Origin of the sequence: Saccharopolyspora endophytica, assembly GCF_018070075.1 — a bacterium.
Lineage (GTDB): Bacteria > Actinomycetota > Actinomycetes > Mycobacteriales > Pseudonocardiaceae > Saccharopolyspora > Saccharopolyspora endophytica.
Genome location: NZ_JAGPXE010000006.1, coordinates 324,953 through 337,631 on the forward strand (window position 1 = coordinate 324,953; position 12,679 = coordinate 337,631).

General features: G+C 68.1%; 11 protein-coding genes. 7 read left to right on the forward strand and 4 right to left on the reverse strand.

The window, feature by feature from the left end; genetic code table 11:
- Positions 1-68 precede the first annotated feature (68 nt).
- The 7 genes from KBO27_RS16915 to KBO27_RS16945 are packed head-to-tail and all read left to right on the forward strand — an operon-like array spanning position 69 to position 7,896.
- Positions 69-887 carry a sugar phosphate isomerase/epimerase family protein gene (locus KBO27_RS16915; RefSeq protein ID WP_210970950.1) on the forward strand — a complete coding sequence of 273 codons (819 nt, stop codon included), beginning with the start codon at positions 69-71 and terminating at the stop codon, positions 885-887.
- A gap of 43 nt (positions 888-930) precedes the next feature.
- Entirely contained in the window at positions 931-2,082 is a 1,152-nt protein-coding gene (locus tag KBO27_RS16920; RefSeq protein ID WP_210970951.1) for a substrate-binding domain-containing protein, read from the forward strand.
- A 55-nt stretch (positions 2,083-2,137) separates the two neighbouring features.
- On the forward strand, positions 2,138-3,328 hold the full coding sequence (locus tag KBO27_RS16925; RefSeq protein WP_210970952.1) for a levoglucosan dehydrogenase: 1,191 nt from the start codon (positions 2,138-2,140) through the stop codon (positions 3,326-3,328).
- Between the two features lies 1 nt (position 3,329).
- On the forward strand, positions 3,330-4,853 hold the full coding sequence (locus tag KBO27_RS16930; protein ID WP_210970953.1) for a sugar ABC transporter ATP-binding protein: 1,524 nt from the start codon (positions 3,330-3,332) through the stop codon (positions 4,851-4,853).
- A 7-nt stretch (positions 4,854-4,860) separates the two neighbouring features.
- Positions 4,861-5,859: an ABC transporter permease gene (locus tag KBO27_RS16935; RefSeq protein ID WP_210970954.1), complete on the forward strand. Its 999-nt coding sequence runs from the start codon at positions 4,861-4,863 to the stop codon at positions 5,857-5,859.
- 52 nt (positions 5,860-5,911) lie between these two features.
- Entirely contained in the window at positions 5,912-6,979 is a 1,068-nt protein-coding gene (locus KBO27_RS16940; protein WP_210970955.1) for a Gfo/Idh/MocA family protein, read from the forward strand.
- Between the two features lie 23 nt (positions 6,980-7,002).
- Complete coding sequence (locus KBO27_RS16945) at positions 7,003-7,896, forward strand: sugar phosphate isomerase/epimerase family protein (RefSeq protein ID WP_246537438.1); 894 nt, start codon at positions 7,003-7,005, stop codon at positions 7,894-7,896.
- A 109-nt stretch (positions 7,897-8,005) separates the two neighbouring features.
- Here the strand turns inward: KBO27_RS16945 and KBO27_RS16950 are convergent, their stop codons facing one another.
- The 4 genes from KBO27_RS16950 to KBO27_RS16965 are packed head-to-tail and all read right to left on the reverse strand — an operon-like array spanning position 8,006 to position 12,653.
- The gene (locus tag KBO27_RS16950) at positions 8,006-9,361 is read right to left on the reverse strand and encodes an MFS transporter (protein WP_210970957.1); all 1,356 of its coding nucleotides are present in this window, start codon (positions 9,359-9,361) and stop codon (positions 8,006-8,008) included.
- A gap of 46 nt (positions 9,362-9,407) precedes the next feature.
- Positions 9,408-10,862 (reverse strand): aldehyde dehydrogenase family protein, encoded by a 1,455-nt coding sequence (locus tag KBO27_RS16955; RefSeq protein WP_210970958.1) that lies wholly within the window; start codon positions 10,860-10,862, stop codon positions 9,408-9,410.
- Positions 10,863-10,867: 5 nt separating this feature from the next.
- Positions 10,868-11,542, reverse strand: a complete 675-nt coding sequence (locus KBO27_RS16960) for an RraA family protein (protein WP_210970959.1) — start codon at positions 11,540-11,542, stop codon at positions 10,868-10,870.
- The gene (locus KBO27_RS16965; protein ID WP_210970960.1) at positions 11,535-12,653 is read right to left on the reverse strand and encodes a zinc-binding dehydrogenase; all 1,119 of its coding nucleotides are present in this window, start codon (positions 12,651-12,653) and stop codon (positions 11,535-11,537) included. Before KBO27_RS16965 ends, KBO27_RS16960 begins: the two co-directional genes overlap by 8 nt.
- Between the last annotated feature and the right edge of the window lie 26 nt (positions 12,654-12,679).

Here is a 12,679-nt window from a genome sequence, read left to right on the forward strand (position 1 = left end):
TGACTTCTGCACGCGGTAAATAGAAGATTGCCCAACATGACCAGAACGACGTCGTTCGGGAGGCAATGATGCGGCTCGGTTACCACTCGATTACCTGGGGTGGCGTCGTCGGCGAGGCCGCCGGCGTCACCAGCGCGAAGGACCTGCACTACCGCGCGAACGGATCGATGGCGGAAGCGATCCGGGACATCGGCGCGGCCGGGTACGAGGGCGTCGAGATGTTCGAGGGCAACGTCGCGGACTACGCGGACGAGCCCGAGGTGCTGCGCGGGATGCTCGCCACCAGCGGTCTGGAGCTGGTCAGCGTGTACACCGGGGCGAACTTCATCTACGCCGATGCCCTGCCCGACGAGATGAGCAAGGTGACCAGGACGGCGGATCTCGCCGCGGAGTTCGGGGCGAGACACCTCGTCGTGGGCGGCGGCGCCCGGCGCGCGGCCGGCACCGCGCGGAGCGACTACGACCGGCTCGGTGACGCGCTGGATCAGGTCGTCGAGATCGCGGAGGCCCGGGGGCTGACCGCGAGCTACCACCCGCACCTAGGCACGATCGTGGAGAACCCGGACGAGATCGAGGAAGTCATGAGCCGTTCGCGGATCGGGTTCTGCCCGGACACGGCTCACCTCGCCGCCGGTGGTGGCAACCCCGGCGATCTCGTGCGCAGCTACCCGGATCGCGTGCGGTTCGTCCACCTCAAGGACTTCCGCCCAGACCCGGTCACGTTCCTCCCCCTGGGGCACGGCGATCTCGATCTCGCCGACGTCGTCAGCGCCGTTCGCGAGGCCGGATACGACGACTGGCTGATGGTCGAACTCGACTCCTACGACGGCGATCCCCGCATCGCGGCTGAGATCAGCAAGGCCTACCTCGACAAGCTGCTCGGCTGACCCGTTCCGGGTCACGACAGGCCGCATCACCCCTGGAGAAGCGATGCAACGACGCCGCTACTTGTCCGCCCTGGCCTTGCTGTCCGCCGCGATGATCGCCACGAGCGGGTGCTCCTACACCGACGCCGACGTTCCGGTGCGCGGCGACCGGACCGCAGCAGCCTCGCTGGAGGGCATGCGCGGACAGGTTCTGAGCAAAGGCCCTTACGAGGAAACTCCCGCGTTGGCCGGCGACATCAGCCTGACCCCGGACGAGGTCGCGAAGGTCCGGTCTCGGAAGGCCACGGCCGCCATCTCGATGCACTACACCGGCGATGACTGGACGGCGGCCCAGCTCGCCGGGATGCAGAAGCAGTTCGACGCCCTCGGTATCAAGGTCATCGCCGTCACCGATGCCAACCGGAAACCCGAGAAGCAGGTCTCGGACATCGAGACCATCATGGCCAAGCACCCCGACATCCTGGTGTCCATCCCCACCGACGGGGTCGCCACCGCCAAGGCGTTCCAGAAGGCCGCCGACGAAGGCGTGCACCTGGTGTTCATGGACAACGTCCCGAAGAACATGAAGCCGGGGAACGGATACGTCTCGGTGGTCTCCGCGGACAACTTCGGAAACGGGGTCGTATCCGCACACCTCATGGCCGATGCGCTGGGCGGGCGCGGGAAGATCGGCGTGGTCTTCTACCAGTCCGACTACCTGGTGACCCAGCGCCGCTACGACGGGTTCACCTCGACGATCAAACGCGACTACCCCGGGATCCAGATCGTCGAGGAGAAGGGCTTCTCCGGACCCGACTACGCCGGCCAGTCGCTGGTGGCCGCCAACGCCATGGTGTCGAAACACCCCGATCTCGCCGGGATCTGGGGGGTGTGGGACATCCCGACCGAGGGCATCGTCTCCGCCGCCCGGTCCAGCGAGCGGCCCGACCTGGTCATCACCACCCAGGACCTGGGCAAGAACGTCGCGATCGCCATGGCCCGGCAGCGCAACATCACCGGCCTGGGCGCGCAACGACCGTACGACCAGGGCGTCACCGAAGCCACGCTCGGCGCCTACGGCCTGATCGGCAAACCCGCTCCGCCGTTCGTCGCTCTGGCCCCGCTGGCCGTCACCCGGGACAACCTCGCCCAGGCATGGCGCGAGGTGTACCGCAGCGACGCGCCGCCGGAGGTGCAGCGGTGGCTGCATCCCTGAGCCCAGACCAGTTAGCCACCCGGAAACCTGGACATCAGTGAAAGGACTCCTTGACATGCGCACCATCAACGTCGGCCTCATCGGCGCCGGATTCATGGGCAAAGCCCACTCCTTGGCTTACGCCGCCATGCCCATGTTCTTCTGGCCCGCACCGGCCGTTCCGCACCGCAAGATCATCTGCGACGTCACCGAGGAAGCCGCTGCGGAAGGTGCCCAGCGCTACGGGTTCGACGAGTCCACCGCGGACTGGAAGCGCGTCGTCGAGCACCCGGACGTCGAGGTCGTCGACATCGCCACCCCCAACAACATGCACGCGGAGATCGCGCAGGCGGCTGCCGCTGCGGGCAAGCACATCATCTGCGAGAAACCCCTCGCGCGCACCGCAGAGGAAGCGCGGACGATGTACGAGGCCGTGCGCGACGCCGGCGTGGTGAACATGGTCGCGTTCAACTACCGCCGCACGCCCGCTGTCGCCCTGGCCAAGCGCTACATCGACGAAGGCGCGATCGGTGAGCTCATCAGCTTCCGCGGAACCTACCTGCAGGACTGGTCGGCCGATCCGGAATCGCCCCTGTCCTGGCGGTTCCAGCGCGAGATCGCCGGATCGGGGGCGCTCGGCGACATCGGCACGCACGTGGTCGACCTCGCGCGCTACCTCGTCGGCGAGATCAGCGGGGTCAACGCGATGCTCAAGACCTGGGTTCCGGAGCGGCCGCTGTCCGCAGGCGGTGCCGACCAGCTCGGCACCGGGCGCTCCGCGGGCGACGCGCCGCGCGGGCCGGTCGACGTCGACGACGAGCTGATCACGATGTTGCGGTTCTCCAACGGGGCGATCGGTTCGCTGGAAGCCACCCGCAACGGCCACGGCCGGAACAACTTCCTCACCTTCGAGCTGCACGGTACCGAAGGATCGATCGTGTTCAACTACGAACGCCGCGATGAGCTGCAGGTGTGCTTCGCCTCCGACGGCAACGACCGCAAGGGTTTCCGCACCGTCTACACCGGAGCCCCGCACCCCTACGGCGAGGCCCTCTGGCCGATTCCGGCGCTGGGCATCGGCTACGGCGAGACCAAGATCGTCGAGTGCCACGACCTGTTCCAGGCCATCACCACCCAGCAGGCCGTCAGCCCGGACTTCGGCGACGGGTACCAGATCGCGCGGATCTCGGACGCCATCGTCGAGTCGTCGGAGACCGAGTCCTGGATCAGTGTGCCGCCGCTGGACGCGACCCCCGAGCGAGGCTGAGATGTCAGCCGACGATGAGTCCACGAAGGACGAAGCACCGGCCGTCGCGCTGCGCGGGATCCACAAGTCCTTCAACGAAGTGTCCGTCCTGCGCGGCGTGGACTTCGAGGTGGCGCCGTGCGAGGTGCACGCGCTGGCAGGTGAGAACGGCGCGGGGAAGTCCACGCTGATGAAGATCCTGCAAGGCGTGCACCGGCAGGACTCCGGAGAGATCCGGATCCGGGGGCGCCAACAGCAGTTCTCGTCCACCAAGGACGCCCGCGCAGCGGGGATCGGGATGGTGTTCCAGGAGTTCAGCCTGGTTCCCACGCTGACCGTGGCGCAGAACATCTTCCTCAACTACGAGCCGAGGCGGCGCGGGCTGATCGACGACCGCGAAGCCGTCGAGCGAGCGCGGGCGCTGCTGGCCGACATGGGTGTGGACCTGGATCCGACGGCGCAAGTCGGCTCCCTGTCCACCGGGGCCTGGCAGTTGACCGAGATCGCGAAAGCCCTGGCCCAGCAGGCCAGCGTGCTGATCATGGACGAGCCGACCGCCAGCCTGGCCAAGGACGAGGTCGATGCGCTGTTCACGCTCATCTCTCGGCTCACCCACCGCGGTATCTCCATCATCTACATCAGCCACCGGATGGAGGAGGTCTACCGCATAGCGGATCGGATCACGGTCCTGCGCGACGGAACGCGCGTGCTGACCGACGCGCTGTCCCGGCTGTCTCCCGAGCAGATCGTGGAGGCCATCGTCGGCCGCACCATGGAGAACGCACTCCAGTGGGAGCCGCGAGCGGTCGACCGCGCAAGTGCCCCGCTCCTGGAGGCGCGGAACCTGCGGTCGCAGACCGGCGTGAGCGACGTGTCGCTGGAGGTGCACCGGGGCGAGATCGTCGGACTGGCCGGGCTGATGGGAAGCGGCCGCACCGAGGTCGCACGCTGCTTGTTCGGCGTGGACAAGCTGGAGTCGGGCGAGATCCTGCTGCACGGCCGGCGGTGCGACATCACCTCGCCGACTTCCGCGATCGATCAGGGCATTGCGATGGTGCCCGAAGACCGCAGGCTGCAAGGCTTGGTCTTGGACCACACGATCCGCGACAACCTCCTCCTGCCGCTGCTCGACGGGTTGCGGCGGGGCCCGTTCGTCGATGACGGGCGAGGAACCAGCACGGTCGCCACCCTCGTCGACAAGCTCCAGATCCGCGCGGCCTCGGTCAACAAGCCGGTCCGGCTGCTCTCCGGCGGCAACCAGCAGAAGGTCGTCATCGCCAAATGGCTGGCCACCGACCCGGAGCTGCTCATCCTCGACGAACCGACTGCCGGGGTCGACGTGGGCACCAAACAGGAAATCATCGAACTCATCCGCGGTCTGGCGGACGACGGCAAGGGGATCATCGTCATCTCCTCCGAACTGCCGGAGCTGCTGGCCATCAGCGACCGCGTGCTCGTGCTGAGGCACGGCACCGTCGCTGCGGACCTCGATCGCGCTGGCATCGCCGACGAGGAATCCCTGCAACTCGCCATCCAAGGAGTCTGATGCCGTCATGTCCTTGCAGACCCCATCCCCAGGCACCACCCGGCACAACCCGGCGTCGGGCACGGCGGGCCTGACCACCGCCCTGCGCGGCCTCGACTGGCGCAACTACGCGATCTTCATCGGGTTCGCCGTCGTCTTCGCGCTGTTCGCGGTCCTGCTGGCCGACGACGGATTCCTCACCTCCGTCAACCTGCTCAACATCTTCCGTCAGACCGCGATGATCTCGGTGATGGCCGTCGCGGTCACCTTCGTGATCGCCGCGGCCCAGATCGACCTGTCGGTCGGGTCCGTGGCGGGTCTGGCCAGCGTCGTCGCCGCCATGGCCATGTCCAGCGGGAACACGCTGACCGGCGTGCTGGCCGGACTCGCGGTCGGCGTCGTGGTCGGCGCGATCAACGGGGGGTTGGTGACGTTCTTCGGGATCCCGTCCTTTCTCGTGACGCTGGCCATGATGGGCATCGCTCTCGGTGTCGCGCAGTGGATCAGCAACTCCGGACCGGTGCCGATCCTCAACGACAGCTTCAACAGCATCTTCGGCGGCGGCAACATCGGTCCGATCCCGTCGCTGCTGGTGTGGACGGTCGCGTTCGTCGCCGTCGGCGCGGTCGTGCTGTCCAAGACGCGCTTCGGCCGCCAGGTGCTGGCCACCGGCGGTAATCGCGTTGCCGCCGCGTTCACCGGCGTCAACACGCAGCGGATCACCTTCAGCGTCATGATGCTGTCCGCGGTCGCGGCCAGCATCGCGGGGATGCTCTACGCCGGGCGGCTGGAATCCGGCCGCTACCAATGGGGCGACGGCGACGAGCTGTCGGTCATCGCGGCCGTCATCCTCGGCGGCACCAGCCTGTTCGGCGGCAACGGCAGCGTCGTGCGAGCTCTCTTCGGCTCGCTGCTCGTCGGGGTCATCAACAACGGACTCGTCCTCGCCGGCCTCGACGTCAGCCAACAGCAGGTCGTCCGCGGCGCCATCATCATCATCGCGGTGGCGCTGACCCGACGGAAGTAACACCCGCCCAGGCGACTGCCGCGGCTCGCCAGGAACCAACGGAGATGACCACATGACCGACCAGCTGCGCGCCGGTCTCCTCGGAGCCGGATTCATGGGCAGCGTCCACGCCCACGCCATCCGCGCCGCAGGCGCCACCATCACCGCCGTCTCGGCATCGACGCCCGAACGCTCCGAGCGGGCGGCGAGCGAGGTCGGTGCCGGCCGGGCCGTGGCCTGCGCTGACGAGCTCATCCACGCCGACGACGTGGACGTCGTCCACATCTGCACGCCCAACGCGCTGCACGTGCCGCAAGCTCTTGCCGCACTGGACGCGGGAAAGCACGTCATCTGCGAAAAGCCCCTGGCCACCACTGAGGCCGAAGCGCGCCAACTCGCCGACGCGGCCCGCGATTCCGACGTGGTCACCGCGGTCCCGTTCATCTACCGCTTCTACCCCTCCGTCCGGGAAGCGCGGGCCCGCATCGCCGCCGGAGAGGCTGGTGCGCTGCGGCTGATCCACGGTTCGTACCTCCAGGACTGGATGGCCCCCGCCGACGCGGGGAACTGGCGCTCCGACGCCTCCCTCGGAGGGGCATCCCGCGCCTTCGCCGACATCGGCATCCATTGGTGCGACCTGATCGAATTCACCACCGGTCACCGCATCACCCGGCTCATCGCCTGCACCGTTGCAACGTCGTCCGACGCTGACGGTGAGGACGCGACGACGCTGCTGTTCGAAACCGACCGCGGTGCCGCCGGTTCCGCCGTGATCAGCCAGGTCAGCCAAGGACGGAAGAACCGTCTGTGGTTCTCCATCGATGGTGCGACTGCCGCCTACTCGTTCAACCAGGAGCAGCCAGACACGCTGTGGATCGGAGGCCAAGCCGACAACCGCGTGCTCCACCGAGGGAGCGCGGCCGAAGGACGTGACGCCGTGCGGTATTCCGCGCTCCCGGCCGGACATCCCCAGGGATATCAGGACTGCTTCAACGCCTTCGTCCGCGACACCTACGCCTCGATCAGCGACCACGCTCCGGACAGCCTGCCCACCTTCGACGACGGGCTGCGCGCCGCCGCCCTCACCCAGGCCGTCCTCAAGTCCGCGGACACCAAGACTTGGGTGGAGGTACCACGATGAAACTCGGTTTTCTCACCGCTTGCATGCCCGACCGCCGTCTGGAGCACATCGTCGAATGGGCCGCCGACCGCCGGTTCGAGGCCCTGGAAGTCGCCGCCTGGCCGAGCTTGGGCGACCGCCCGTTCACCGCGAGCCATCTCGCCGTTGAACGATTCGGTCAGGCCGACGCCGACCGCACCAACGAGCTGTTCAGCAACAACGGCCTGACCTTGTCCTCCGTGGCCTACTACGACAACAACCTCCACCCCGACCCGGCGCAGCGCCAGGCCATCAACGAGCACGTCGCCGCGTGCATCGACGCCGCCGGACTCCTCGGATGCCCCACGGTGGGCACCTTCATCGGCCGCGACCCCAGCAAGAGCGTCGCGGACAACCTCCGCGACGCCGAGCGCATCTTCCGCCCGCTGGTGGAACGCGCAGGAGAACGCGGGGTCAAGCTGGTCATCGAGAACTGCGTGATGGAGGGCTGGCACCCCGACGGTTACCCCGGGAACCTCGCTTACTCCCCGGAACTCTGGGAATGGATGTTCTCGCTGGGCCTCTACCTCAACTACGATCCGTCGCACCTGGTCTGGATGGGCATCGACCCCGTGACGGCGCTGCGCCCGTACGTCGACCGCATTCCGCACGCCCAGGCCAAGGACATCCAACTGTTCCCTGAACGCCGCAACCGCTACGGCTACCCGGGCAAGGCGATCAACCGCACCGATCCCTGGGACACCGGCTGGTGGCGCTACCGAGTCCCCGGACTCGGTGACGTCGATTGGCGCGAGGTCATCGACGCCCTCTACGAAGGCGGCTTCGACGGAGTGCTCTCCGTCGAACACGAAGACCCGATCTGGGGAGGCACACCCGACAAGGTCGACACCGGACTGGACATCGCCCACCGCACCTTGCGCCCCTTGATCGTGGCCTGAGGAGCGCTCACCGCCCGGTTGCGGCACGAGGTGGGGCGTGGCGTTCGGGAAACCGCCGCGCCCCACCAACGTGCTACGAGTGCGCAACTGGACTCGTCGGCGAGCGGGTTCAGCGTCCCGCGGCGGTTCCGTCGCTCCCGCCGCCTGATCGGGTGGGTGCCCGCAGCTCGGAGGAATCGGAAAGCGCCACCGGTGTCGGCTGCTGCCGCGCGCGCAGGGCCAGAACTCCTGCCGCTGCCAGGGAGAGGGATAGCAGCGCGACGCCGTGCTGCGCTGTGCCCGTGGCCTCGGTGATCAGCCCGAGGAGGTACGGGCCGACGAAGCCGCTGAGATTGCCCAGCGAGTTGATCAGCGCGATCCCGCTGGCGGCGGCCACCCCGGTGAGCGCAGCCGTGGGGAGGTTCCAGAAGACCGGCACGGCCGCCATGAGACCGACCAACGCTACCGCCGTCCCCGCCAGGGCTAGGTAGGGCTGGGCGAGGTACGCGCTGCTGAAGAATCCCGCAGCGCTCACGAAGCAAGGAATGGCCAGATGCCAGCGTCGTTCGCCGGTTCTGTCGGAATTCCAGGAGACCGGCACGATCGCCAGGAGTGCGACGAGCCACGGGGCGGCGGAGAGCATGCTGATCTGGAAGTGGCTCGCGTCGGCGAACCGCTGGGCGAGAATCTGGGGGAGCCAGAAGCCGATTCCCCATTGGCCGAGGATGATGCAGAAGTACAGCAGGGACAGGAACCAGACCGACGGGTTGGAGAACGAGGCGCGAAGCGTGTGGTTCCCGCTGCTGCGCTTCTGATCGGACTCGGCTCGCATGCGTTCGAGGAGCCAGGAGCGCTCCTCGCTGCTCAGCCACCTGGCCTCATCGGGGCCGTCGGGCAGGAAGAACCAGATGACGAACCCGTAGGCGATCGCCACGCCGCCGGTCACGACGAAGATCCATTGCCAGCCGTGCAGGCCGGAGAGCCCGTCCAGGTGGAGCAACGCTCCGGTGCCGACGGAACCGAAGGCGAAGCTGATCGGTACCGCGACCTGGAACCAGGAGAACGACTTCCCGCGCTCCCTGGCGGGGAACCAGTAGCTCAGGTACAAGATGACGCCCGGGACGAAGCCCGCCTCGGCCGCCCCCAGCAGGGCGCGCAGCACGTAGAAGCTGATCGGACCGCTGACGAACATCATCGCGACGGTGACCACACCCCACGTCCACATGATGCGCGCGATCCATCTTCGGGCGCCCACGCGGTGCAGGACGAGATTGCTCGGGACTTCGAAGAAGAAGTACGCGATGAAGAAGATCCCGGCGCCGAGGCCGAACGAGGCCGCGCTGAGCCCGGTGTCCGCGCGCATCTCCAGGGCGCCGATGCTGATGTTGAGTCGGTCCAGGTAGGCGACGACGAATGCGGCCATCAGGATGGGCAGCAGTCTCCACATCGCCTTCCGGACAACGCGCCGTTGCGTTGTCTGGCTCATCGGTTCTCACCTCTTCGCTTTCCGGGCTGGTGTTGAGCGGGTCCGGTCATGGGACGACCGGGCTCAGGTAGACGACTTTGAGCTGGGTGAAGAAGTCCGTGGTGGTGTGGCCGATGGAGTAGTCGCCCACACCGGAGTCGCCGATGCCGCCGAAGGGCACGTGCGGCTGGCTGGTCGTGCCGTGGTTGACGTGGACCATGCCGGCGCGGACCGCGCTGGTGAAGCGCATCGCGACGTCGACGTGCTCGCTGAACACGACACCGGCCAGCCCGTAGTCGCTGTGGTTGGCCACTCTGATCGCTTCGTCCACGTCGGAGACCCGGATGACGGTCACCACGGGACCGAAGATCTCCTCCCGCGCGACGACCATCTCCGGTGTCACGTGGTCGAGCACCGTCGGAACGAAGTACGGCCCATCGGGGAGGGGGCGGTCCGGGGTGGTGCGGACAGCACCTTCGTCGAGGCCCTTCCGCACGTACCCATCGACGCGTTCCTGCTGAGCGTGGTTCACCAGCGGGCCGACTTGCGCCGACGGATCCATCCCCGGGCCGACCGACAACGCCGCGTACCTGTCGGTGAGCAGCCGCACCAACTCGTCGGCGATCTCGTCCTGGACGATGACCCGGCTGATGGCCGTGCACCGCTGGCCGGAGGTCTGCGCGGCGGCACTCGTGATCTGCTCGACGACCTTGCCGAGGTCCTCCGCGCTGTGCACGTAGGCCGCGTTCTTCCCGCCCAGCTCCAGCTGGACGACGCCGAGGCGACGGGCCACGCTCTCGGCGATCTGCCTGCCGACGGCGGTTGATCCGGTGAAGGAGACGCCCGCGACGTCGGGATGCGCGGCGAGGTGCGCTCCGGCGAGGGAACCGCGACCGCAGACCACGTTGAGCACTCCTGCCGGCAGACCGGCGTCGCGTGCCAGTGCGGCCAGGGCCAGGGCGGTCAGCGGGGTTTCCAGCGCGGGTTTGAGCACGACGGTGCATCCCGCGGCCAGTGCCGGGCCCAGCTTGCGGATCGGTGCCACGGCCGGGAAGTTCCAAGGCGTGATCGCCGCGACGACGCCCAGGGGTTCTCGGACGGTGTAGACGAGCTGCCCCGCCGTCCGGCTCGGGATCGTGGTTCCGTGCAGCCGGGTGGTTTCCCCGGCGGCGTAGTCGAGTTCGAGCCGCGCCCTGGAGAGCTCTCCTCTGGACTCGGCCAGCGGCTTGCCCATCTCCCGCGTCATCAGCTCGGCGAGCTCGTCGGCGTGCTGTCCGATCAGCTCGTTCCATCGGCGCAGGACGTCCCCGCGCTCCGGTGCGGGCCTGGCCGCCCATTCCGGAGCCGCTTTCTTGGCCGCGGAGACCGCCTCGGCGACGTCGGCAGGGGAGGAGTTGGGCGTGGCGGGCAGGGCGTCGTGCGGATCGGCGGGATTGCGGGACGCGACTTGGTCGCTTTCGGACGGCGTCCAGCGGTTGGCGATGAAGTTCGCCGGTTCCGCGCGTTCCAGAACCTCGTGCACGGTGATCAACTCTCCTCGTCGTCGATCCGGGTGATGGTCAAGGACGCGTCGATCCACGAGCGGTCCCAAGTGCCGCGGTCGATGGCGTCGACCGCGGCCGCTTCTGCGCGCAGGAGCTCTTCGGCCGCCGTCGCGATGGCGTCGGCACGTGCGGCGGGGACGGCGATCACACCGTCGGCATCACCCACCACGACGTCGCCGGAGCGTACGGTCATGCCTGCGATCGACACCGATCCGCCGATTTCACCTGGACCGTTCTTGTAGGGCCCGAGGTGTGAGACGGCGCGGGCGAAGACCGGCAGCCCGAGCTCGTGGAGCTCGACGACGTCCCGCGCGGCGCCGTCCAGGACGATCCCGGCGAGGCCTCGCGAGGCCGCGTAGCGGCAGAGCAGGTCACCGACGATGGCGCGAGCGGTGTCGCCGCCCGCGTCGATCACGAGCACCTCGCCGGGCCTGGCGAGGTCGACGGCCTTGTGCACGACGAGGTTGTCGCCGGGGCGGGTCCGCACGGCCAGGGCCGGACCGACGAGCCTGCACCCGCTGAACAACGGCAGCACGCCGGGGGCGCCGGGCAGACGTCGCATCGAGTCGGACAGCGCCGAAGTCGGAAGCGGGTCCAACCGGGACAGAGTCGCTTCGTCGGGCCCGTCAGCGCGCGGGTGGATCACGCATTCACTCATCGCTCACCCGCAGAACGGCTTTCAACACCGCGCCGGCCTTGACGTCGTCGATCGCGGAGTTGGCATCGGTGAGCGGGTATTCGGACACGAGCCGACCGAGGTCGAACCGCTCCAGCAACTGGGGCAGGGAGGAGACGTAGCCGATGTAGTGGCGGGCGCCGAAGCCCCAGGAACCGGAGATGTTGAGGTTCTTGCGAGTGATCAGGTGCGGGTTGATCGGCGTGGTTCCGTGATCGGTGTACTGGCCGACCACGCTGATGGATCCGTCCGGCCGGGCGTACTCGATGGCCTCCGCGACGGCGCTCGGCGCCCCGGTCGCCTCGATCACCACGTCCGCGCCCGCGTTCCCGTCGGTCCTGCGGCGCACCTGCTCAACCCGCTCGGCGGGATCGGTGACCTCGAAGATGTCCAGGTGGTGGTGGCCGATGCCGAGTTGTTCGGTCAGCTCCAGGCGTGCTGCCGGGCCCCCGACGACGATGACCTGCGCGGCACCGGCCAGCTGTGCGTACATCGCGGAGGCGAGACCGACCGGGCCGCTGCCTTGAACCACCACGGTGTCACCGAAGCGCACCCGCACTTCGTCGAGCACGCCGTGCACGGCCGTCGGCCCGGCACAGCCGAGCGAGATGACCTGCTGCGGCGTGGCGACCTCCGGCATCTTCACCAGCACGGTGCCGGGCTGCAGGTAGATGTAGTCGCTCCAACCACCGGACAGATGAGGCCACGCGTCCGAGGACTGGTTGATGCCGTAGATCTTGCGGTTGCCCGTGCAGAGCGTGGGCTGGTGCTCGACTAGGCAGAAGCGGCAACGTCCGCATGCGACGTTGTTGAGCCAGGACACCCAGTCGCCTTCGTGCAACGGGTTGCCGAGCACGTCATGCGTCAAGCCCTTCCCCAGGGCGGAGACCTGGCCGACCGCCTCGTGCCCGAGCACCACCGGAGTGGGGACGGGAAGCTTGCCCGCCCGCAGGTGGACGTCCGTGCCGCACACTCCCGCGTACCCGACTCGCACGACCGCGGACATCTCTCCAGGATCCGGTACGTCGAACTCGCGGAGTTGTAGTGGCCTGCCGAACTCTTCGAGCACGACGGCCCGACTGCGTGTTGTCATCGAAGCCCTCTTTCCGGTGATCGCGG